This window comes from Myxococcales bacterium (genome assembly GCA_022184915.1).
In the GTDB taxonomy this organism is placed as follows: Bacteria; Myxococcota_A; Polyangia; order Fen-1088; family Fen-1088; genus JAGTJU01.
In genome coordinates this window covers 246,655-269,527 of the sequence record JAGTJU010000004.1, presented here as the reverse complement: position 1 = coordinate 269,527, position 22,873 = coordinate 246,655, and the positions used below count along the sequence as shown (strand labels likewise).

Here is a 22,873-nt window from a genome sequence, read left to right as displayed (position 1 = left end):
CTTTGGCGGTCTCGTGGTGCCTTGATGGCCTCGCCGCCGCCGTTGCGCGCGGCAGGCCCAGAAAGGAACCTCCGCGAGCCATCTACCCTCGTTTCTGCAGACCGGCGAAGCCCGCGTGCGGATGGTCGGAGTGGCTTGCCGAAAACGCCACCGCCCCGGTCTGACACCTGCTTGCCTGAGCAAGGCGGCGCCAGCCGGGGCGGGGGGAGCCAGGCGGCTCACCCTACCAGGTCAGGGCTGCTTGGGGCTGACCGGGGGACCAGATCCCGTGGGCAGAGCGCCTTGTGAGATCACGAAGCGATCGAACTTCGCATTGGGCTCCCGCCGCTTGAGGGTGAAGGTCTTGACCCCTGCGGAGGTGACGTTGATCGTCGAGCTCAAGAGCACCCAGTTGAAGGCCGTGTCACCTCCCGCTGCGCTTTCGATGAGAACGGGGGTGCCGTTGTCGATCCGGTAGAATGCCGAGTTCGCACCGTTGTCAGGGAAGAGCTTGCGGCCGTAGAGCTTGTACGTCCCGGGCGTAACGAACTGCAGGGGGTAGTTGAGCTCTGCTGAAGGCTCGTTGGCTTCCTTCACGCCGAAGCTGCTCGATCGCGCCACCATGTAGCCCGTGCCCTCGCCGACGGGAGGCGTGTTCTCGAGGACCCAGGGGATATCGCCGTTGGCATTCTGGTTGGCGAATCCCTCCGCCTCGAAGACGACCGAACCTCCTTGTTCGAGGTAGGCGCCTTGGGTCCAGCTAACCGTCACAGAGACAGGAGCCGAGGTGGTTCTTTGTCCAATCTCATCCTCTGCCACCGCGGTCAGCACCTTTGGACCTGCTGTCAGGACGACGTTCGCCAGCGCGTAGGGCGCCGTGTTGTCGCTACCCAGCAGTTGAGTGCCAGCAAAGAACTCGACCTTTCGTAACGTACCTCCGGGTGAAGACGCTGTGGCTTCCAGCGTGATCGCCGAGCCTGGAATGATGCTGGTGTTGGGCAAGGGCCGGGTGAGCGTTGCGGTAGGTGCGGCCAACAGGGTGAACGTGACCGGCGAGGAGTTTGCCGTACGGTTTGCGTTGGTCGTCGCCTTTGCCACAACTGTGTGCGAGCCCGCGGGTAGTCCCGTGACGTTCACAGTGAAAGGCGCCATGGTCGATGTGCCTCGCACGGTGGTGCCCTCCAGGACCTCGACGCGCGAGATTGTTCCTGGTGACGCCACGGCCGTGTTGACCTTCACCTGAACCGGCGTCGCGGCCGGAAGCCCGCTGCCGGGGGTGGGCAGTGTGATCGATATCGTCGGAAGAGGTTGTGTCCAACCGCCCGAGCCGCCCACACCACCCGAGCCGCCCACACCACCCGAGCCGCCTGCGCCGCCTTTGCCACCCCAACCGCCCGCACCACCCGAGCCGCCTGCGCCACCCCAGCCGCCCGCACCACCCGAGCCGCCTGCGCCGCCTGCGCCACCCCAGCCGCCCGCACCACCCGAGCCGCCTGCGCCACCCGCGCCACCCCAACCACCCGCACCACCAGAGCCGCCTGCGCCACCTGCGCCACCCGCGCCGCCTTTGCCACCCCAACCGCCCGCACCGCCTACGCTCGAGCCGCCTGCGCCGCCTTTGCTCGAACCGCCAGAGCCGCCATCGGTCGAACCGCCTTTGCCGCCAGTGACGGGCGGGTCGTCTCCTCCGCCCTGGCCGCCTCCTCCCGCATTGCCTCCTGCCCCACCGCCCCCGGGATCGTCGTCCGACTCTCCAGAGCCGCAACCGCTTGCGCTGGCGCATGCGAAGGCCATCGCGGAGACGGCCAAACCGATTTGCAGATACCCGTAACGTTTCATCTTCGTTGACTCCTGTTGAACTGAAAACCATCACTCGGGCAATGCGTGATCCCGGTCATCGCGGCCGCTTCGTCGCGCTGCACGCCTTTGGGCTTGCAGACTCCGACTGGTGGTTCTGAAGGCCGCTGCCGCAAAATGGGACCAGACGCCTTGCGTCGTCTATCTAGACCACATATTTACCTGTCGCTACTAACGCGAAATGATGTGGTGATTAGACTTCATGTACGCTTGAATCTCGGGGTTACCATATCCCCAGGACGGACCACGCCTGCCGATCCGGCCAGAAATCGTCGTAGGATGGTGGTCGTGCTGCTCCGATGCAGCTCTGGCAACCTCGATAGGCGCTACGCGCGACCGGTCAGAATCGTCCCCTGCAACCTCACCATTCGGGCTGCGCAGCAGAGACTGTGACCCCTGCCCGCAACGCCCATCACCGGTGGGCTCCGCCAGGGCGGGAAGGTCGTCATGCGCGGCCGGGGCGCACCGTTCAAGGCGGCGGAAGGCCAGGGAGGCCCGGCAGCAAGGCTGAGGATGCGAGACGGCCGACGTCCGTGCCCACAGGAAGTCTAAGCACCATAGGTTGGACGGCACCGTAGGCCTCGGTGCGGGTGGCGAAGGCGGTGTGATGCAGGCGCTCCTTCTTCAGGCTGGCGAAGGATTCGGCGACTCATAGCAATTTGCCGGCATCGCTCATGCTCTGGGACACCTGCCACGGGGCAAGCACTTTGCCGTACTCGGCGGCAGCGTCTTGCCGCCCTCGGTCTGTATGGTGGATGAGGCCGGGTCAAGGGCTGCCAGATGTGCGTGATGTCGCCAACCCAGAAGCGGTCAGGAGCCCAAGCCTGGAAGTCCTGCTCGAGCAGGTTCGGCGCAAAGCCAAAGTCGTGGGCAGAGTCAGTGGTCTTTGTGAAAGACGGAGTGTGCACGGACTGAATGCCGTTCTCCCGCATGAGGCGACGTACCACCACCTTGCGGCTCACCCGCACGCCCGCCTCCACGCGTTCGCGGTGCATGCGGCGCACCCCATACGCATGACTTCATCAGTCTCGTCCTCGCGCTGAAAGTTCAAAGGGAACGACGTGGCCAGTGACAACAATCCCCCCATGATGTCGCGAGCGGTGCGACCGACGGCGTTGGCACAGGAACCACCAGTGTTTCTTGCACCCTCTGTAGAGCGAACGAAGCACGTCCTTCCAGCCGGAGATCACGTAGCCGGTGGATAGGAATCGCGGCTCTCACGGCGATCCCCTTTCAGATCGACTGCTGATAAACCATCATCTCGAAGCCAAGTTGCGCTTCCCCTTACACCGCTCCGGCAGTTGCTGGCGGGCCGGCGGCTAACTGATCGTTCCGGTCGTTGCCGAGGCTAGCGCCGCGCGCGTCACTTTGATCCTAGACATTGCAGCGGAATGCGAACGACAATGCGCCCATGGTGCCTCGGTGGGCACCGCCGCTGACCTTGGCACCTTTTTCGTACCAACACATGAAGTACTGTCCAAAGTGTGGAACTGAGCTCGCTGAAATCGAGATCGATAAGAGGTTCCGACGTGCATGTTCGTCTGTTGGATGTGGGTTTGTGCACTGGGACAACCCGATCCCGGTAGTCGCCGCCGTTGTCAGGTGGAACAGCCAGTTTGTAATTGCTCGAAACGCAAAGTGGCCACCAGGAATGTTCTCGATGATTACAGGTTTTGTGGAGCGCAACGAAAACCCGATGGCGACCCTTCGTCGTGAACTGAAGGAGGAATTAGGCTTGGATCTGGCGGGCGCAGAGTTCATAGGGCATTTCGTCTTCCCCGAAGCGAATCAACTGATTGTGGCCTTTCTCGCTCATGGCGTAGGGAGTGTGAGCTTCGGTTCTGAACTTGCGGAAGTGAAAATGCTCACTAATGAAGAAGCTGAAACATACAATTTTGGAATGCTCGGACTCACTTCGACGATATTTCGCAAGGCAACCTCGATGGTAGCCAAGGTCGACGGGGAAGCAATTGCTGAAGGAGAAATGACTCACCAATAGCGGCCAGCAGAAGACCTGGCTGTTTGTCGGGAGCGACGACCACGGGAAACCTCCTGTCGATGGTCGCCTCCTCTAGGCTGCACGACCTGGACCCCAAGCTGAACCTGGCCGAGCTCCCTGCCATTGCGTTGCATGACCACGGCGCCAATGCCCGCGCTGAAGTCATCGACATCTTTGACGTCACCCCGAAAAGATCTCGAAAACGTGTGCACTTCCAGTGTTGCCAACTCTCAGTCCGACGTCCCTTCAGGGCTAACGTAAGCCGTCTCGCATCCTCAGCTTTGCTGCCGAGACGCCGGGGGTTCGCCATCTACTTGCTCGTGTGCCCGCGCTGCGAAGGGCGATAAAAGTCATCGGTTTCGTGCAGAGTCGGCAGGGTGAGTCGGTCGTTTAATTCTGACTAGCCAGACTGCGACGCCCGGGCGATATGGAGATGAATCGGTAGGACCCTCGCGAAGTGAGTGAAATCAACGTCGGTCGTCAGGATGCCGAGTTGCCGCCGCGCCGCTACGGCGCAGATCAGGAAATCGGTGTTGGAGCCTTGGATGCCCTTGGTGCGACATCGGGTGAAAAACGAAGCGGCTTCCTCGTAGTCCTCCGACTCGAGAGCAACATCGGGGAAGGCACGGAGGTAACTCCGCAGCGTCTCGAACTGGTCCGCGTCGGCGACGCCCGAAAGAAGTTCCTGCCTCACACAGCCCAGAACAGCCACGCGACCCTCTCGAACCAGGGCTGAGAGCTCGATGACTTCGATGGTCTTCGATGCTCTTCGTCGTCGGAGAGCGAGAGACCATACCGACGTATCGACGACGACGTTCATGAGCGGCGCCGCTGCCGCTTGTAGTCGTACTTTGGATCAAATTCGACCTTGCCGAAAAGCTCCAAAACCCTGGCTTGCTTTCGCCGCTCGACGTATTCCTTCAGCGCCTGATTGACTGTGTCCTTCTTCGTCCGCTGGCCTCCAACGCGGAGCGCTTCGTCGAGAAGTTTGTCGTCTATGGCAAGGTTGGTAGCCATGTGTAGAATTCTACACACGCGCTTAGCGAAAGCAAGGCGGACAACACCGCGCCCTGAGACGGGCCGCAAGGGCCCCTGCTGGGGCATTCACCAACGACCAGGTACCTCGGTGCCCCCCGGACCGGAGGCTGGTGCCCGTCGGGGCATTTTCAACCTGCTCCCAATCTCGTCCTTACGACATCGAAGCTCGTCATCGTTCCGTCTGGCATCTCGAGCCCAATGACGACACGCTTTCCGGCCTCCCCGCGCAAGAGGTAAAGCACCGAACGAAAATCGAGTCCATCGACTGGTTGACCATCCACCGCGAATACGGTTGCGTCTCGAGGCAGACCGTCCGAATGGGCATGACTGCCTGGGAGAAAGCCCGTGATCATTTTGGTGGCCAGACCCCCGATGAGATGTTCATGGGTACTGACGGCCAGCTCGTTGACGAACTTGCCGCCCGCCGGTTGGATGCCAAAGAGACTCGGCGCAGTGACGGCGGCGCTAACAAGTTACGGATCTTCAATCTCATCCAGCAAAGCTTCAAGTTCAGCGATGGCCTCAAAATCTTTGGGACGCCCAGCGGCGCGCTTCGCACGAATGAGTGCGGACAACGAAAGAACCCGTACGTCGTACCCGAACACGGAGATGAGCATGGATTGCTCAAGCACCTGCTCATAGGTTCCGCCTCCTGCCATTTCACCGAGAAGATCCAGGTCTCCCAAATCTGTGGTGAGAGTGAAATTGAGACCTCTATGAACTGTTGCAGCATCAAAACGAAAAGGAAGCCCAGGCGGGGCGCCGCGTAAGTAGGGATGCTTGTCGGATAGAGCCGCTACAAGTCGATCGATGTTCTGCGACGTTCGTCGGTAGAGCATGTCGACATCCTGAGTGAGCCTAGCGGCGCCATGAGCCTGCGCTGCAAGACCACCGATTAAGATGGCCTCGACGCTCTCAGCAGCCAAGGCGCCGAGCAATCCGGCGAAATCAGCGACCACGCGCTTTGGCTCCCGCCCGCCGTACCTCTTCAGCTAACTGCAAAGCTTGCGTAAAGCGGCGCCACCGTTCCTCGGGCGTGCGCTTCAGGTTCTCACGCAATAGCGTCCGATCCACGTGTGCCTTATAAGCTTCAATGACGGGATCGGGCTCCAGCCCATGCTTCCGAAGGACTGCGGCGCTCGCGTAGGTGTCGTTGGGGTCGACCATGAACCCGTCAATCATAGCGCGCGCCATCGTGGGATGTGCAGCGACCAATTAGATCGGCAAACTGGATCGGCCGCTTCCGTTCCAGTTACGATACAACCATCAAAAATCGTTTGGCTTTTACCATTCTCGGGATCGGCAATCCGTGCCAGGATTCGCTGTGACTTCTTTGACAACTTTGGCGCGCCCGGCCAATAGACAAAGGCGACTGGGGCTACGCAACGCATTCCCCACGGTAAGGGTATGGCGGGGCTGGCATTTTCTCGCAACCAGCCCCTATCTTGTCCCTTTGCAGACGCGGTTGCTCTGATGGGCCGTCCGGTTTGCCCGCGCGTCATGAGGTGTCGCCCGGCAGCGAGGCCGAGGATGCGAGCCGGCTTACGTTAGGGACTGCCGCCCGGCAGCAAGGCTCCGGGGCGCACCGTTCAAGGCGGCGGGAGGCCGGCAAGAAAGGAGGGTCTATGACCAAGCGAGCAGCAAAAAGTAAAAAGCAGGTGGCCGCCTTCGCGAACGAAGACGACGAAAGGCAGTTTTGGTCAAAGAATGACACGACCGAATTCTTTGACTGGGAGAACGCTGTTCAGGTTTCGATGCCGGAACTGAAACCAACCACTGCGTCGATATCCTTGCGCCTACCGGTTTCCATGCTCGAGGAGCTCAAGGCGTTGGCCAACAAACGCGACGTACCATACCAGTCGCTCATGAAGGTCTACCTGTCTCAGCAGATTTCACGTGAGCGGAGCAAGAAGGCTTCATGACGCATAACCCACGCCCTGAGGCGGACCGCAATTAGGAGCGCCGCCGCGGCTCTCTACCCCCTCACGGCAATGCGTCCAACTCCTCCTCCAAGCGATCGGCAAGTCGGGTGTCTTCGGGCTCGCGCCGGTCCAGCGGGGCCTCCGTAGGTGCGCGTCTTTGTTGCCGCCGCCTGATGATGAAGGCCACGGGTGCAACCGCCAACAGGGCGCCGAACGCCATCAGCCCGCCACCGAACGAACCCGATGGAGGTCGGGCCAGCACCTCCGGGCCGAAGCGGGCCGTCAGGTCCTGGCGGATGGCATCCGCCGATTGCCCGGCGCTCAACCTCTGGTGAATCTCCTGGCGTAGCTCTTCCGCCATCGGCGAAATGTGCGCGTCCAGCGTCTGCCGGAAGCAGCAAGGCGCGATGAGGCTCTGCTGCAGCTCCTTTTCGACTTGCCTCTCGTCACCCGATTCCATGCGGCTTTCTCGGTGATAGCCGCCCCACCCCACAACGTCGAGCGACAGATTGTCGCAGGCCTTGGCGAACCTGTACCCGTCAGAAGCCGAGGAGGGCTTCCCGCATCGTACGGTGGCATCTATATAACCTTGCAGTTATATAACTCACAGAGTATGTAGTCTCCATGCAGGCACAGGCCTCTCTCGACGCCACATTGGCCGCGCTCGCGGATCCCACCCGACGCGCGATATTGGCCCGGCTTGCTGAGGGCGAAGCCACCGTCAACGAGCTGGTGGCGCCGTTTGCCATCTCGCAGCCTGCGATCTCGCGCCACCTCAAAGTGCTGACCGAGGCCGGCCTCATCGTCCGCCGCGTCGAGGGGACGAAGCGCCCCTGCCGCCTGGCGCAAGGGGGGCTCCGCGAGCTCGATGCCTATCTGAAAATGCTCGGGCGTGCCCTCGAGCAGAACTACCAACGACTCGATCGCCTCTTGGCGAAGCCACACGGAAGGAAGAACGAATCATGAGCATGTTGAAATTGGTCACGGAGGGGGACAGCGTGGTCGTCGTCACGAGGCGGTTCGCGGCGCCTCCCGAGGCGGTCTATCGGGCACACATGGAGCCAGAACTCATCCAGCAATGGATGCTGGGCCCGGAGGGATGGACCATGCCCGTGTGTATCAACGAAGCAAAACCTGGCGGCAAGCTCCGCTACGAATGGTCGGATGGGCAAGGCGGTGGCTTTCACCTCACAGGCGAGATCCTGGAGCTTTCGCCCCCACATCGGATCGTGCACGTCGAGCGCATGTTCCTGCCCGATCCCACGCCCGACAATCACATCGTCACCACGTTCACGGCCGAAGGTACGGGCACCCTCATGACGATGCGCATGACCCTTCCCGATGAAGAGACCCGAAAGGCCATGCTGTCCACCGGCATGGAGTACGGCATGGAAGCGTCTTATGCACGCCTCGAGACCGCGTTGAACTGGGGAAGTGCGCAATGACCCGCAGAGCCTCGGTTCACGTCAGCATCGATGTTCCGAGCCTGGCCGAAGGGCTTGCGTTTTACGGAACGATCTTCGGCTTCGAGGAGACCGCCCGCCCCTTCCCCACGATGGCCATCCTGGACGCCAACAACGTCACCGTGTGCATGCACGAAAAGGCCGCGGGCAGCCGCAGCTCCTCGGCGGGGGCCGACACCCGTCGCTACGAGCGGCACTGGACGCCCGTGCATCTGGATTTTCACGTCCCCGATTTGGACGACGTGCTCACACAGGTCAGGGCCGGAGGCGGCGCCATCGAAAACGAGTTCCGAACCCAGGGCCCAAGGCCCGTCGCCTTCTGCAGCGACCCCTTCGGCAACGGGTTCTGTGTGATCGGTGAGCCGGCCTCGTAGGGGTCGCTCGCCTCCAGCCTCTCTTGCAGCCGGCGCCTGACGACGTGAATGCACGGAGGACTTCCGCCGTCTTCCCTGGGCATCACCATGAAGCCACGAAGACGAACGTGTGAGAGCGCGCACGCCGCCACCCTGACCTTGGTCCTTCTGGGCGCCGGCTGCGCCACCCCCTCCCCCGTGTATCGCCTGGAGCCGCTTGCTGCCGTCGATCACTGGGCCCAGGGGCGCGCGGTGATGAAGGCCGCATCGCACGACGTGGAGGTGGCCCTGGCTTACGACGGAAACCGAGACGGCCTGCTCGCGTTTCGCCTGGAGGTGGTCAACCGTGGCAGCGAGCCCCTGCTGGTTGACCCAGCAGGGGTCACCGCCACGCGCTGTGTGCGCAGACAGACCGACCTCGTCTGCGGCCTGCCCCTTGCGTTCATGAACCCCGAAGAGCACCTCTTGGCGCTCGAGTTGGCGCAATCGGAAATACAGGCACATCACGAAAACGAGCAAAGCTGGAACACGGGGCTGCTCTTTTTCTCCCTGGTCGGAGACATCGGGAACGGAAGGTCTTATGGCACGTCCAATACCGCCGCGATCTCCGCAGACAGGGACCTCGAGACCCTCAAACACCAAAACCGCCAGGTGCGCTTCGGAAGCGCGCTCGAGTTCTGGCAAGCGGCGGCCTTCCGTCGCACCACTCTTGTTTCGGGTGCGGGGGCCTCAGGGCTCTTGCTGGCCCGCCCCGAGCCGGCCGTGCGCACGTTGGAGGTGAAGGTCCCCGTGGGCACACAGACCTTCTCGTTTCCCTTTGCTCAAGTCGTTTATGACCCGGCCGCGCTGCGCCCCGCCCCCAGGCGCCCCGTGGGCCTGAAAACCGATCCCCGGCGCTGAGGGCCCGCGCGGCCGGCGCCTTCCAGGTCGCGCTTTCGCCGGCCCAAGAGCCGGGGTAAAACGGGATGCGGCGCGCATGAGCCTCACGATCCTCTACTCGCAGCAGATCGCCGACAACCCCTCGAAAGCTCTGCGGGTGATCGAACCCTTGCGCCGGCTTGCCGCCCTGGGGGCGGTGACCCCCGTCGCGCTCGAAGAGCTGCTGCCGCCCGGAGCGCCCTTCGACCCTTCCCGGCTGCCGGCGCTCGATCTCGTGTTTCTACACCTCGTGGACATGAACACGCAGACCGCCCCCACACTCGAACCCTTGCTCAGCCACGTGCTGTCCCGGGGCACGGCGCTCGTTTGTGACACCGACGATCCGTACTTCATCCCCGCCGATGCGGGTGACTTCGAGCAGACCATCGCGCCGCATCTGCCCCACATGCGGAAGCTCTGCGCGCTTGCCCACGTGCTCACGGTCACCACGGACACCCTCAAGCGCGAAATGCAGGCGCACGCCCGCAACGTCGTGGTGGTGCCGAACCTCGTCGACCCCAACGCCTGGCCCCAAAGAGCGGGCGGCGGCACGCGGGTGCGCGTGGGGTTTTCGGGCGGCCCCACCCACATGCACGATCTGACGCTCTTTCTTCCCGCAATGCGCCTCTTGCAGCAGCGCCACGACGTCGATTGTGTGCTCTACGGGCTTTTTGATCGCAACATCGCTGCCACCGCCGCGCGGGCACGGGCCCTGGCCCCCGCGCTCCGCGCAGAGAACCCCCAGCTGGACGCCTTTGGTCACCTGGCCGATGCCCTCGAGGGTGTGCGCTACGAACATCATCCCAGCACCCCCTACGCCGCGTTTCCCGAAACACTGGCCGCATTGAACCTGGACATCGGCGTGTGTCCACTGCACGACACGCGCTTTTCGCGCTGCCGCTCCGCCGTGAAGTTCTATCAGTACGCCGCCGCAGGGACCCTGTGCGTGGCGAGTGATCTCGCCCCCTACCAGGGAGAATGCAACCTGCTGGTATCGGGAGGCCCCGAAGCGTGGGCGGCCGCCCTTGTCCCCCTCCTCGACGATGCAGAGCTACGCGCCCAGCACCTGGCCGCGCAGCGGGCGTTCGTCGCGCGCCACCGCAGCTACGATGCAGGCCTTCCGCTTTACCTGCACCTGTTTTCGCGTCTTGCGGCCGCCACCCGCGGCGCGGGCGCCCCGAGGCCCGCATGAGGCCCTTTGCCCTCACCCTCTGCGCCGTGAGCCGGCTGTCCCGCGAAGCCTTCGTGAGCTCGTCGCTGCTGGCGCGCAGCTTGGCCGTGATGCCGCAGGCCTGGCTACCCCGGATCAGCTTGCTGGTCGACAACGGCCCTCCCCACCCCACCACGGGGCTGTCCGAGGCGTACAACCAGTTCCTGGACCAAGCACCCGCCGGAGCGTTTTTGCTCTTCGTGCACGACGATGTGTACCTCCACGACTGGTTCTTCGTGCAGCGGCTCGAGGAAGCCTTCACCCGCTTCGACGTCGTGGGCCTGGCGGGCAACCGGGCCCCGGACCTTCGGCAGCCGTCGTGGGCGCTGCGCTTCGACGGCGACGAAGCGCCCCTTGGCTGGCAGGACCCAAGCCAGCTGTCGGGGGCCGTGGGACACGGGGACCCCGCAAGGCCTTCGGTGACCTTGTACGGCCCCTGCCCCGCGGCCTGCCCCCTGCTCGACGGCCTCTTCCTGGCGGTGAACGTGGACGCGCTCCGCGCCGCGTCCGTGCGCTTCGATCCCCGGTTTCGCTTTCACGGCTACGACCTCGATTTCTGCCGCGCGGCCACGGCGGCCGGCCTGCGCGTGGGCACGTGGCCCATCGCCGTCACCCACGCGAGCGGCGGCAGCTTCGGCGCGGAGGACTGGAAGCACGCCGCCCGGCTCTACAAGGCCAAGTGGGGCGACGCGCCGTAGGGCCTTCAGCGTGGAAAGTGCACCTCGGCCGGTGAAATTGCCCGCGCGAAGTGATAATCAATTTCACTCGAGTCCCGCTGTACGCAATCCCATGCTCTCCGCCGCGCCATCGCCCCTGAGTCCCGCGGACGCCCCGGTGACCCCTCGAGCGGCCACGCGCGCCCTGCCCGACGCGCCTTTTGGCCAGTGGGTGCGCATCTGTGGCTTCACGCTGCCCGAAACGGAACGCCGGTGGATCGAAAGCCTGGGCTTGTGCCAGGGCGAGGACCTCATGGTGTTGCGCAAGGGCGTGTTCGGAGGCCCCCTGCACGTCCGCACGGGCGTGGGCGCCGAGTTCGCCATCGCCGAGGCGCAGGCCGCCGGGATCCGGGTCGAGGGGGCCCCGCGGGGACCCGAAGGCCGCGCGCCGTGACCGCGGCCTGCCATGTGCCCCCGGCCGCCCCCCCGGCCGCAGGGGCGCCGTTGACGGTGCTCCTGGTGGGCCGCCCCAACGCGGGCAAGAGCTCTCTTTACAACACGCTCACCCACGGCCACGCGCACGTGGGCAACTACCCCGGCGTCACCGTCGACGTGCTCGAAGCCGATCTGCCCTTGCCCCAGGGCCAAAGCGCGCGCCTCGTGGACCTGCCCGGCACCTATTCGCTGGTGGCCGACGTCGACCCCGACTCCGACGAGGGGATCGCCCGCGCCCACATCGAGCGCGTGCGCGCAAGCGGTGCCCCCTACGTCGTGGCGCAGGTGCTCGATTCCACCAACCTGGCCACGAACCTTCTGTTCACGCAGGAGCTTTCGCAGCTGGGTGTGCCCTTGCTTTTGCTCGTCACCCAGCGCGACGTGCTCGAGCGCGAAGGCCGCACGGTGGATGTCGACGCGATCGCCCGGGCGGTCAACGCCCCCGCCTTGTGGATCAGCGCCCGCGACGACAAAACACGTGCCACCGTGGCGGAAGCCCTCGTGAAGCTTGGCACCGCGGCCGCCCCCGCGGCGACGCACGCCTTCGACCCCCGCGCCGTGGCCCGCCAGGCGCTGGCGCCTTCGGCGTCCCCCACGGACCTCCCTCCGCTGAACCGCCTGGCCTTGCACCGGCGCACGGAAGCCTTCGACCGGGTGCTGCTGCACCCCCTCGGCGGCCCGCTCGCGTTTTTGGCGCTCATGGCTTCGCTCTTCACCAGCGTCTTCTTCATCGCCGAACCGGCCAGCGCCGCAGTGGGGGATCTGCTGGCGTGGCTCGGGCGCGGGGTGCTGACGCTCTTCGGCGAGAACCTCGTGAGCGCCTTCGTCCGCGACGGCATCCTGGCGGGCGCAGGCACGGTCGTGCAGTTTTTGCCCCAGATCGTGCTGTTGACGGTCGCGCTCGAGCTCCTCGAAGCCTCGGGCTACTTGTCCCGGGGGGCCTTCCTGCTGGATCGCCTGCTGCAGCTCTTCGGGCTGGGCGGGCGCTCGTTCGTGCCCCTCTTGATGGGGCACGCCTGCGCGGTGCCGGCGCTCGCCGCCACGCGGGCCATCCGGGATCCCGGGCAACGCCTGCGCACGATGCTGGTGTTGCCGCTGACCACGTGCTCGGCCCGCATCCCGGCGTACGCGCTCTTGATCGCGGCCTTTTTTGCGGGGCAAAGCGCGCTCGGGCGGGCCCTCATTTTTCTTTCCCTCTACCTCATGGGCCTGGTGGGCAGTGCGGTGGCGTCTGCCGTGATCGGAAAGGCGTTGATGCGCCACCGGCGCGGCTTGCCTCTGCTCATCGAGATGCCGCCTTACCGCGCGCCCGAGCTGCGCACGGTGGTGCGCGTGGCCTGGCAAGGCGCCCTGCGCTTCCTGCGCGAAGTGGGCACGGTGATCGTGCTGGCATCCGCGGTGCTCTGGGTGTTGCTCTCGGTGCCCGTGTTCGCGCCGGAGCCAAACGGGGCCCGCGCCTCCGCGTCCACCGAGGTGCAGGCCCGCGACACCATGGCGCGCAGCCTGGCCGCCGGCATCGGCAAAGCGCTCGAGCCCCTCACGCAGCCGCTCGGCTTCGACTGGCGCATCAACGTGGGGCTCATCGGCTCCTTCGGCGCGCGCGAGCTGATGGTGAGCACCATGGGGATCATCTTCGGGATCGAAGGCGCCGACGAGGATCTCGGCGAGCTGCCTGCCGCCCTGCGCGCGGCCCGCGGGCCCGACGGCACACCGTCCTATGGCATGGCCACGGGGCTTTCCTTGATGGTGTTCTTCGTGTTCGCCTGCCAGTGCCTCAGCACCGTGGCAGCGCTCAGGCGCGAGACCCGCTCGTGGCGGTGGCCGCTCTTCGTGTTGGGCTATACCTACGCCGTGGCGTACCTTGCGGCCCTCGCCGTATTCCAGGGCGCACGCGCCCTGGGCCTCAGCTGAGCCGCCTAGCGGTGCGCGATCAGGATCAACGCCTCGGGCCGGTTGAGAAGCGCCGCCAGCACCCGCAGGCTGGTCTCGGGATCGAGCGCCGCGAGGGACTCGTCGAACACCCGCACGTCCACCCGCTGGAGAAGAGAACGCGCCACGAACACCCGGCTGCGCTCACCGTGTGAGAGCTGCCACCCCGAATCTCCCACGGTCTGGGCCAGACCCGCAGGCATGCGATCCAGCAAAGGCCCAAGCCCAAGCTCGCGGCACACGGCCTCGGCGGCCTCCATGTCCTCCCGCCGCGGGGGCCAGCGCCGGCCCATGAGGAGGTTGAACAGCAACGAGCCCGCGAAGACGTGGTTGTCGTGAAACTGAGGCACGCCGCCGGCACGCTGCCGCCAGCGCTCGGGGCCCACCGCGTGGTGATCGAAGCCGCCCAGCAGCAGCACCCCGGCGTCCGGCACGCGGAGCCCCGCGAGGATGCTGCCCAAGGTGGATTTGCCGCCGCCCGAGCCGCCCTCGAGCAGCACACGTTCGTCTCGCTTGACGGAGAAGCTACAGCCCTTGAGCACGGGTTCGGGGCGGCCCGGGTAGCGGAACACGAGATCGCGGCCCACCAGCAGACCCCGCCGCCCCACGGCGGCTTCGTCGGGCGCGGCGGCCAAGACATCGGCCGAGCTGCCTTGCGCGCGTTGGGCCGCCTCGAAGAGGAACGCGAGATTGCGCCAGGCCACGTAGGCGGCCATCACCGCGGGGCTCGTCTCCGAAAGCCGGCGCAAAGCGCCCCACACCACCAGGAGACCGCCTATGGCCAGGGCCAGGCCCCCCGCTTCGGAGCCCCGGTCCATGAACGCCGGCACGAGCGCCACGAGGCCCAGCACCAGGAAGCCACGGGGCACCACCGACACCAGGCGGGCGGTGGTTTCGTCGAGCCGCGCAGCCCGATCTTGATAGGTCTCGAGGCCGGCGCGAAGGTGATCTGCGTGGCGGGCCTGCGCGTCCTGCGCCACCAGCGTCCTGTGCCCCACCATGGCCTCGACCAGCTCGTGGGTGACATTCAAGCGCGTGTCCGTGAACACGAGCAGCCGCTTGAGCAGGCGGCGTAGCCCGAGAAGAAGGAAGACCATCCACACGCCGAGGAGCGCCAGCGACAACGCGCCCCCGGCGCCGAGAGCACAGAGCGTGGCGCCGAGCGCGAGATCCAGCACCACCCAGATCACCGCAGGGCCCCCCGCCCGGGCCAGAAGCTCCAGGGAATCGACCTCGAGCACGGTACCCAGCAGCTGGCCCACTCCCCGGGTCCGCATCAAGCCCGCATCGAGGCGGAGGATACCTTCGAGCAAGCGCTCCCGCGCCAACCCCGAAAGCAAGATCACCGCGCGGCCAAGCGCAGCGCTGGCGCGGGCCCGCACCACCACCATGGTGGCGAGCAGAAGCCCAAAGGCCATGAGGTTGCCGGGCTCGAGCCGCCCCTCGAGAGCCCCTTCGCCCACGAGGGCCCACGCGCCCCCGAAGAGCGCCACTTGCAGCGCAAAGCCCACGAACCCACCCACGAGGAGCCGGGGCACCCCCACGCGCTGGGCACGCTCCCAAAACTGAAGGGCCGCGGGTTCGAGCAAAAAGCCCTCGGCTCGCAGCCCACCGCCCACCGTGCCGCGAATCGCCCGCGCGGCGGCGAGGGTGTCCGCAGGCCGCAGCCCAAGCTCAGCGACGAGCGCGCGCGTGTCACCTTGGAACAAGGCCTCTTCGAGCGCCGCCACGGACACGTCGTGCACACCGGCGGGCGCCACCACGCGGGCCGTGACGTCGGCCGTGTGCACTGGCCCCAGGACCACGACGTAGGGAGACGCGTTCGGATCCTCGTCCTCCTGCGTGGGCCAGCGCGCCAGCAGCACGGTGTGTTCGGGAAGCAGATCGGGCAAGCCACGGGCGGCGTGATCGGGCGCGTCCACGTCCAGCCCCAGGCGCCGGGCCCCCGCCGAAAGCCAGCGCGCGAGCGAGGGCCCCGCGTGCAGATCGGGGGCGGGGTTGGCGAGGGCGCGGCTGTCTTCCGCTCCCCGCAACGCCACGTCCACACGGGACAGCGCTTCGCCGAGGCGCGCGCGCGGCCACGCCGAATCGGGGGTCAGGGCCCTCATGCGGCGTCCCCCGCGGCGGTGTTCGTATCGGGCGCGGGTGGGGCCGCAGGCGCCTCTTCGACCACGCGTCCGTCCACGAGCTGCCAGCGGCGCCAGGTGGGATCCGAGAACTTGTCTTGTAGCTTGGCTTCCACCGACAAGAAGTTCGCGAACAGCGAGCGGGGATCGGCGGCGAGCGCCCGGGGGGCGCCCTCCTCGGCGATGCGGCCGTCCGCCACCACCAACACGCGGTCGAAGTCGAGCGCATCGGCCACGTCGTGGGTGGCGCAGAGAAACGTGGCGTGCGGATTCCGGGCGCGGGTGCGGGCCAGCAGGCGCTGACGGCGGGGCCGCTCGAGGCCCCGGAACGCCTCGTCGAGCAGCACCAGGCGGGCCTCGGGACGTGACAGGCTGCGCCCGAGCCGCACCCGCTGCCCTTCACCCCCCGAGAGCAAGCCGCCGCCTTCACCCAGGGGCGATTCCAAGCCGGTGGGCAAGCGGGCCAAGACCTCGTCGAGCTCGGCGTCTTCAATCGCCGCGCCCACGGGCGCATCGGGCCGCGGCGAGCCGTAGCGAAGGTTCTCGAGCAGCGATTGGTTCCACAGCTGGACGGACGGATCCACCCACACCGTGCGGGCGCGCAGGGCCTCGCGCTCCGCCGAGGTCGTGGGCTGCCCGTCCACCAGCACCTGCCCCTCCGCGGGTTCATGCCAGCCCATCACCAAGCCAAGCAGGCTGCTCTTGCCGCTGCCCGAGGCGCCGACCAACGCCACCTGGCTGCCGGCCGCGATGTCGAGCGCGTCGATCGCAAGCACCTGATGTCCGCCCGCTTCGACGACGACATCGCGAAACGAAAGTGCCACCGGCCCCACGCGCGGCGCCGGGGGTACGGGGGGCCTCACCACCTCCGCGGCGCCGAGCGGCTCCAAAAGCCGCAGCGTCAGGTTCTTTTGCCTGGGGATCTGCTGCAGCAAAAACGCGAACTCTTGACCGAGGGCGGGCAGCGAGAGGCTCCAGTAGACGAGCAACAGCGCCCAGCCCGAGCCTTGCGTGTGCGCGAGGTGATCGAAGAGCAGCCACAGCGCCAGCCCGTACCCCACGAGCGTGACCAGCGCCTCGCTGCGCACCCCGTAACGTGCGGCCTGCCACGCGGCCCGGGCCCACTCCTCGAGACGGATTCTGTGTTCGCGCTCCAGCGAGACCTCACCTGCATGCGCCCGCACGGCCGATAAGCCGAGCAGAGCGTCCAGGTAGAACACCGAAAGCGCCCCCGTATGGGCGCGCACGCGCATGTCGCGCTCTTCGTGGCCGCCTTGCAGGGCCAACGGCACCACCAAGAGCGCAAAGAGCAGCACCACGGCCAGCGGTGCGCCGCGGGGATGAAGCCAGATGACGCCCGCCGTGGTCACCACCATCTCGCAGCCCACGCGGAAGATCTGCCCGGCATAAAACGGCAGCGCCCGAAGCTGGTGAATCTGATGCGCGCGGGTGGCCATGTCGGAGACGGGGCGGCTTTGGAAGTACGCGTCCTCCAGCCGGGGCAGCTTGTCGAGGAAGGCCCGCCGCAGGCCTCCTTCGAGCCGGCGCCCGAGCGCGGCCAAACCGCGCGCCGTGGGCCATTCGATGAGCAGGAGCGCGAGCGCAAACGAGGCCACGAGGCCCACCGCCACCACCCGGTGAGAGAAGAGCGGCAAGCGCCGGCCGAGATCGAAAAACGCGCGAAAGAGCAAGGCCTCGACGAGGCCCCCGAGCGCGCTCACCAGGAGGGCCAGCATCAAGAACGCCGGCGCACGGCCGCCCGCGCCGCGCAGGAGACGCCACAGCACGGAGCCCGCCCTGTCTTCGGGCTTTGCGAGCACCCGCGCGGCCGCGGACGGAACCGCCTCCGGCGCCGGGGCCTGCGGGGGCTTGCGGCCTTCGATGGCCAGGGCCACCGCGCCGCGCATCTTCACCATGGGCACGGGCGGGCCAGGCTCACCCGCCTCGTCGGCGGCGCCTGGCTGGTCGGGCGCGGGTTTGGCCGAGCGCAGGGTCTCCGGGATCACGTCGGGGCGGCTCACCGCGTGTCGCAGCAGCCCCTCGAGAACCTTCGCCGTCTTCGCTTGGGAAAAGCCCGCCTGATCCCGAAGCCGCTCACACAACCGCAGCGCCCCCTCGAAGCGCGCAAAGCTATCCCACCCCGCGGCCAGCGCGCCCTCGAACAGGGGCCCCGCCTGCGCACATCCCACGGCCTCGAGACGGGCGACCACGACCTTACGCAAACCCTCGTCGTGAATGAAGGCCTCGAAGGCCTCTTTGGGCACAGGCACCTCGACGAGGGCCAGCTGTCGCATCAGCTCCTTGTGGTGGATCCAGTGCCGACCGCGTGCGGGGTCCATCACCTGCACGTACGGCCCCACGCAGCGCCAGGCGACGATGAAGTGCAAGATCCCGGAGGGCAGCGCCGTGACCACGATCGCGGGCAGCAGATCCGCACGCCTCATGAACAGGTGCTCGGCCGGCACCACCGACTCGTAGGCCTCGAGGCCAAGATCGCCCAGCACCGCTTCGAGCGCGGACACCGCCGTGCCGTCGAGGGTGGTGTGGCAGGCCTCGCGCAGACGCCCGTAGCTCACGGCGATCCCGTAGCCTTCGAGCACGCTCTTGAGGCAGGCAGGGCCGCAGTCCATCGCCGAGGTCTGGATGGCTTCGGGAACGAAAAAGCGGCGCTTCGCCCGGCGCGTGCGCGCCGAGGTCTCTGCGGCGGACGCGCCGCTCACGGCGCCCCGCCTCCGCGGCGCGCGAGGCCCTCGGCTTCGGGAAGGGTTTGCGCGTCCACGCCCGTGACGAAGCGTCCCGCTGCATCGAGGACCAGGGACCACGGCGAGGCGCGCTCGACACGTACCTCGACGAAGCCCGGCAAGCCGTGCTCGAAGGGGGTGATCGTGCCGGGCAGCCGGGTGACGGCCAGCTCGACGCGCACGAAGCCCCCGGCAGGTTCCGTGCCCACGGTCGAGACCCGGGCCTGGAGCGCGCCGTATTTCGTCCAGGGAAAGCCCAGCAAACGCAGGCGCCCTTCTTGCCCCGCCGCCACGCGCCCCACCGCCGCGCGCGGCTCGAAATAGGCCACCGCGCGCAGACCGCCTGCAGGCACCACCACGGCGAGGCGTACGCCCGCCTCCACCACGGCCCCGGCCTGCAAGGGGCTGACGTCGCCGAGCCGGCCCGACACGGGCGCGCGGATCGTGCGCAGCTCGACCTCGCGGGCCAAGGTGCGCACGCGCCCCTCCGCCTCGACACGCAGGGCTTCGAGCTGCGCGATCTCGAGCTCGACGCGGGCGATGCGCGCCCGCCTGTCGCTGCGCCTCACGAGCACCTCTCCGCCCAAGCGGCGCACGCCGGTGCGTGCGGCCTCGGCCTCGGCCTGGCGCTGTTCCGATTCGGATCGCATGCGCGCCGACTCGAGCTCGGCCACGATGCGCTGCTGCCGCAACACTTCCAGCTGGGTCGTTTCTTCGCGCTTGAGGGCGGCCAGCGCTTCCGAGGCACGCCGAAACGCCTCGGCCTCCTCGTGAGCCGCCACCGCGGCCAGCCCTTCGCCGCGTGCGGCTTCGAGGTCCTCAGCCATCTCTCTGCGTAAGGCCGCAATCTGGGGCTCGAGGTGCGCCACGCGTCCGGCCTCACGCTCGAGCTCGAGGGAAAAAGCCTCGGCGTCGAGCTGCACGAGCACCTCACCCTCGTGGACGGCGGTGCCGAGCACGAGCCGGCTGGCCACCACACGCCCCCCCACGGGCGCGTCCACGGGATGCGGGGCGCTTTGCACCTCGAGGCGCGCGCTGTGCGACACGGCGTACACGGAGACGCGCGCGAACACGAACCAGGCGAACCAAGCGGCCAACAGCAAGGCCCCGGCCGTGGCCGACCACAAGGGCGCGTTCCGGATCGGTCCCATGGCGGAGGCGAATCGTCGGGGCATCGGGCGCGGCTAGAGTAGCGCAGAACCAAGTTGCTGCCGTCGAATTCTGGATTGCAATTGCCACCGCTTCCGGCACACCCTGGCGACACGCATGACAACCTCCCGTAGCCCATCGAAGCGAAGCGCCCCGCGCCCGACGAAATCCAGCCGAGGCGCCAAAAAGAAAGGCGCACGAAAGACGGGCGCCAACAAAAAGACCCGAAAAACCGCGCGAAAAACGAGCCCGCCTCGAGCGCCGCGGAAAGGCCTGACACGAGTGAGCCGCAAGGCCTCGCGCGAAGCCGCGCCCAAGCGTGTCGCGCGAGCGGCGTTGCCCCCGGCACGCGCCGTGGCCCAGCTCGAAGCCGCTTGCCGCGACCTGGCGGCGGGCCAGGCCGCCTACTCGGCCGAAGACTTCGCGCGCACGGAGACGCTCTGCCACAAGGCGGCCCGCGCACTCGACAAACACGTGCGGGGGGCAGCGCCCGATCCGGAAGCTCTGCGCACGTGGATCTGGGCGAAGACCACCGCGGCTGGGGGCGCGCGGGCACTCGGGCGCTACCCCAAGGCCGACAAGTGGCTGGACGAGGCCGAGGCCGCGGTGCTCGCGCACTTTGGTCCCAAAGACGGCATTTACGCCGACGTGCTGAACGAGCGCGGCATCCTCCGCAAGTATCAGGGCCGCTACGACGAGTCTCGGGCACAGTATGAACAAGCGCGCCCGCTGGTGGCAAAGCATCACGGCGCCCGTAGCGCCTTCATGGCCACGCTTCTTCACAACATGGGGGGCGTGGCCCATGCGGCAGGCGATCTCGCCCGGGCGGAAAAACATGCGGCTGCCGGGCTGGCGCTGCGCTTGGCCTGCGACGGCCCGAAGAGCCTGGGCACGGCGGCCGATCGCACGGCCCTGGCGGCGATCCTCGACGCCCGGGGCAAACACGAAGAGGCGGCCAAGCTCCTGAAGGCGTCTCTCGGCGCGTTCACCAAGCAGCTTGGGCCGCGTAGTTTCGAGGTGGGCGCCACGCTCGAGACCCTGGGCGGCCTGCTTTACCGCACAGGCAAGCTGCAAGAGGCGGAAACCCTCCTGACCCAGGCGATCGCGATCCAGGAAGAGCACCTCGGCCGCAAACACCCCGAGCTGGCGTTCGGGCTGCACAACCTCGGCGTGGTGAAGAACGACCTCGGCCACCCGAAAGAGGCCCACAAGTTGCTCACACGCGCCCACGCGATCTTCGCCGAGACCCTCGGGCCGCGGCACGCAAACACCCAGGCCGTCAAGGCGCGCCTCGAGAGCCTCGCGGCGGCCTAATCAGGAATCCCGCAGCGCGCGCCGCAAGACCTTGCCCACGGGGGTCTTCGGCAGCTCGCTGCGGAACTCGACCACCTTGGGGATCTTGTAGCCTGCGAGGTGCTCGCGGCAAAACGCGATGAGCTCCTCGCTGGTCAGGCTCGGGTTCTTTTTCACCACCACGATCTTCACCACCTCCCCCGATTTTTCGTCGGGCACGCCTATCGCCCCCACCTCGGCCACGCCGGGGTGACGGGCCACCACGTCCTCCACTTCGTTCGGGTAGACGTTGAACCCAGAGACCAGGATCATGTCTTTTTTGCGGTCGACGATGCGGAAGAAGCCATCGCCGTCCATCTGGGCCACGTCGCCCGTGTAGAGCCACCCTTCGCGCAGCACCCGTTGGGTCTCGTCGTCCCGCTTCCAGTAACCCTTCATGACCTGGGGCCCCGCGATCACGAGCTCGCCGGGCTGGCCCTCGGCCACCTCGACGCCATCGTCATTCACGAGCTTGATGTCCGTGCTGGGAAAGGGCAGGCCGATCGTGCCGATGCGATCGGAGCCATCCACCGGATTGCAGCACACCACGGGCGAGGCCTCCGTGAGGCCAAAGCCCTCGATCACCGCGGACTTCGTGGTTTGCTTCCAGCGCTCCGCCACGGCCCGCTGAAGGGCCATGGCCCCCGCCACCGTGACTTTCACCCCCGAAAAGTCGATCTTTTCGAAGCCCGGCTGGTTCATGAGCGCGTTCAGCAAGGTGCTCACCGCCGTCAACACCGTGAACCGCTCGGTCTGGAGCAGCTTGACGAAGCCCGGGAAGTCGCGTGGGTTCGTCACCAGTATGTTCTTGCTGCCGTAGCGCATGAACAGGAGGCAATTCACCGTCAAAGAGAACACGTGGTAAAGCGGCAGCGGCGTGACCACCACCTCCTCACCCTCGACGAAGCGGGGGGCCATCCAGGCCGTGGCCTGTTCCAGGTTGGCCAAGATGTTGCGATGGGTGAGCATGGCCCCTTTGGCCACGCCCGTGGTGCCGCCCGTGTACTGCAGGAAAGCCAGGTCGTCGGGCCCCACATCAGCGTCGGGCAAAGTCCCGTGGGATGCACCCCGTGCCAGGGCGTCGCGGAACGAGAGCACACCGGGGATCGCGAAGGGCGGCACCATCTTTTTGACGTGCTTGACCACGGCGTTGACGAGCGTGCGCTTGACCGCAGGGAACAGATCGGCGAGCTCCGTGACGATCACCCGGGGCGCGGCGCCCCCGGACGCGAGACGAGGCAACACACCCTCGAGCTTGCTCGCGAAGTTGGCCAGGATCACGATCGCCTTGACGCCGGCGTCGCGGTACTGGTGCTCCATCTCTTGCGGCGTGTAGAGCGGGTTGGTGTTCACCACCACCAGCCCGGCCCGCAGGGCGCCGAAGAGGGCTACGGGGTACTGCAAAACGTTGGGCATCTGCAGACCGATGCGATCGCCCTTCACGAGGCCGAGATCCTTGCGCAAGAAGGCCGCGAAGTGGCCACTCGCGCGCTCGATGTCCCGGAACGACATCGTGACACCCATGTTGGAAAAGCAGGGGCGATCCGCGAAGCGCTTGAAGGTCTCGCTGACCGCCGCGCAGATCGACGGAAACCTGTCCGGGTTGATCTCGGTCGGAACGCCCTTCGGGTAGCTCTTGTGCCAGATGCGAGGGTCCATGACTTCAATATTCACCGGGATGCGGCACCCGTGCATCTGAATTCGGC

The 22,873-nt window shown here is 66.7% G+C and carries 20 protein-coding genes; 11 read left to right on the top strand and 9 right to left on the bottom strand.

What is annotated here, in order from left to right; translation table 11 throughout:
- Window positions 1-231: 231 nt before the first annotated feature.
- The gene (locus KA712_16090; protein ID MCG5054485.1) at window positions 232-1,818 is read right to left on the bottom strand and encodes a hypothetical protein; all 1,587 of its coding nucleotides are present in this window, start codon (window positions 1,816-1,818) and stop codon (window positions 232-234) included.
- A 1,576-nt stretch (window positions 1,819-3,394) separates the two neighbouring features.
- Between KA712_16090 and KA712_16085 the strand changes: the two genes are divergently transcribed.
- A complete protein-coding gene (locus KA712_16085; GenBank protein MCG5054484.1) occupies window positions 3,395-3,835 on the top strand; it encodes an NUDIX hydrolase in 441 nt (146 codons plus the stop codon).
- A 400-nt stretch (window positions 3,836-4,235) separates the two neighbouring features.
- Here the strand turns inward: KA712_16085 and KA712_16080 are convergent, their stop codons facing one another.
- The 3 genes from KA712_16080 to KA712_16070 all read right to left on the bottom strand — a co-directional run bounded on the left by KA712_16080 (window position 4,236) and on the right by KA712_16070 (window position 5,832).
- Entirely contained in the window at window positions 4,236-4,655 is a 420-nt protein-coding gene (locus KA712_16080; protein ID MCG5054483.1) for a PIN domain-containing protein, read from the bottom strand.
- Entirely contained in the window at window positions 4,652-4,852 is a 201-nt protein-coding gene (locus tag KA712_16075; GenBank protein MCG5054482.1) for a type II toxin-antitoxin system VapB family antitoxin, read from the bottom strand. Before KA712_16075 ends, KA712_16080 begins: the two co-directional genes overlap by 4 nt.
- A 494-nt stretch (window positions 4,853-5,346) precedes the next feature.
- Window positions 5,347-5,832 (bottom strand): nucleotidyltransferase, encoded by a 486-nt coding sequence (locus tag KA712_16070; GenBank protein MCG5054481.1) that lies wholly within the window; start codon window positions 5,830-5,832, stop codon window positions 5,347-5,349.
- 666 nt (window positions 5,833-6,498) lie between these two features.
- Here KA712_16070 and KA712_16065 point away from each other — a divergent pair.
- Window positions 6,499-6,795: a BrnA antitoxin family protein gene (locus KA712_16065; GenBank protein ID MCG5054480.1), complete on the top strand. Its 297-nt coding sequence runs from the start codon at window positions 6,499-6,501 to the stop codon at window positions 6,793-6,795.
- A gap of 61 nt (window positions 6,796-6,856) precedes the next feature.
- On the opposite strand, the gene KA712_16060 is transcribed toward KA712_16065, so the two are convergent.
- Window positions 6,857-7,255 (bottom strand): cytochrome c-type biogenesis protein CcmH, encoded by a 399-nt coding sequence (locus KA712_16060; protein ID MCG5054479.1) that lies wholly within the window; start codon window positions 7,253-7,255, stop codon window positions 6,857-6,859.
- Window positions 7,256-7,419: 164 nt separating this feature from the next.
- Here KA712_16060 and KA712_16055 point away from each other — a divergent pair, with 164 nt between their 5' ends.
- The 8 genes from KA712_16055 to KA712_16020 all read left to right on the top strand — a co-directional run bounded on the left by KA712_16055 (window position 7,420) and on the right by KA712_16020 (window position 13,801).
- Window positions 7,420-7,761, top strand: a complete 342-nt coding sequence (locus tag KA712_16055) for a metalloregulator ArsR/SmtB family transcription factor (protein ID MCG5054478.1) — start codon at window positions 7,420-7,422, stop codon at window positions 7,759-7,761.
- Window positions 7,758-8,240: an SRPBCC domain-containing protein gene (locus KA712_16050; protein MCG5054477.1), complete on the top strand. Its 483-nt coding sequence runs from the start codon at window positions 7,758-7,760 to the stop codon at window positions 8,238-8,240. The genes KA712_16055 and KA712_16050 overlap by 4 nt, the downstream gene beginning before the upstream one ends.
- On the top strand, window positions 8,237-8,632 hold the full coding sequence (locus KA712_16045; protein ID MCG5054476.1) for a VOC family protein: 396 nt from the start codon (window positions 8,237-8,239) through the stop codon (window positions 8,630-8,632). The genes KA712_16050 and KA712_16045 overlap by 4 nt, the downstream gene beginning before the upstream one ends.
- An 87-nt stretch (window positions 8,633-8,719) precedes the next feature.
- Complete coding sequence (locus KA712_16040; GenBank protein ID MCG5054475.1) at window positions 8,720-9,511, top strand: hypothetical protein; 792 nt, start codon at window positions 8,720-8,722, stop codon at window positions 9,509-9,511.
- 76 nt (window positions 9,512-9,587) lie between these two features.
- Window positions 9,588-10,721, top strand: coding sequence for a glycosyltransferase (locus KA712_16035; GenBank protein MCG5054474.1), 1,134 nt, complete (start codon window positions 9,588-9,590; stop codon window positions 10,719-10,721).
- Complete coding sequence (locus tag KA712_16030; protein MCG5054473.1) at window positions 10,718-11,437, top strand: hypothetical protein; 720 nt, start codon at window positions 10,718-10,720, stop codon at window positions 11,435-11,437. Before KA712_16035 ends, KA712_16030 begins: the two co-directional genes overlap by 4 nt.
- A gap of 91 nt (window positions 11,438-11,528) precedes the next feature.
- The gene (locus KA712_16025) at window positions 11,529-11,849 is read left to right on the top strand and encodes a ferrous iron transport protein A (protein ID MCG5054472.1); all 321 of its coding nucleotides are present in this window, start codon (window positions 11,529-11,531) and stop codon (window positions 11,847-11,849) included.
- Window positions 11,846-13,801 (top strand): ferrous iron transporter B, encoded by a 1,956-nt coding sequence (locus KA712_16020; GenBank protein MCG5054471.1) that lies wholly within the window; start codon window positions 11,846-11,848, stop codon window positions 13,799-13,801. Before KA712_16025 ends, KA712_16020 begins: the two co-directional genes overlap by 4 nt.
- Window positions 13,802-13,806: 5 nt before the next feature.
- On the opposite strand, the gene KA712_16015 is transcribed toward KA712_16020, so the two are convergent.
- Genes KA712_16015 through KA712_16005 form a run of 3 tightly spaced genes read right to left on the bottom strand, consistent with a single transcriptional unit; the run spans window position 13,807 to window position 19,861 of the window.
- On the bottom strand, window positions 13,807-15,927 hold the full coding sequence (locus KA712_16015; GenBank protein ID MCG5054470.1) for an ABC transporter ATP-binding protein/permease: 2,121 nt from the start codon (window positions 15,925-15,927) through the stop codon (window positions 13,807-13,809).
- Window positions 15,924-18,665: an ATP-binding cassette domain-containing protein gene (locus tag KA712_16010; protein ID MCG5054469.1), complete on the bottom strand. Its 2,742-nt coding sequence runs from the start codon at window positions 18,663-18,665 to the stop codon at window positions 15,924-15,926. Before KA712_16010 ends, KA712_16015 begins: the two co-directional genes overlap by 4 nt.
- Window positions 18,662-19,861 carry an HlyD family secretion protein gene (locus tag KA712_16005; GenBank protein MCG5054468.1) on the bottom strand — a complete coding sequence of 400 codons (1,200 nt, stop codon included), beginning with the start codon at window positions 19,859-19,861 and terminating at the stop codon, window positions 18,662-18,664. The genes KA712_16010 and KA712_16005 overlap by 4 nt, the downstream gene beginning before the upstream one ends.
- Before the next feature lie 256 nt (window positions 19,862-20,117).
- Here KA712_16005 and KA712_16000 point away from each other — a divergent pair, with 256 nt between their 5' ends.
- Window positions 20,118-21,149, top strand: a complete 1,032-nt coding sequence (locus KA712_16000; GenBank protein MCG5054467.1) for a tetratricopeptide repeat protein — start codon at window positions 20,118-20,120, stop codon at window positions 21,147-21,149.
- Here KA712_16000 and KA712_15995 read toward each other — a convergent pair whose 3' ends face one another.
- A complete protein-coding gene (locus KA712_15995; protein MCG5054466.1) occupies window positions 21,150-22,826 on the bottom strand; it encodes an AMP-binding protein in 1,677 nt (558 codons plus the stop codon).
- Window positions 22,827-22,873 lie beyond the last annotated feature (47 nt).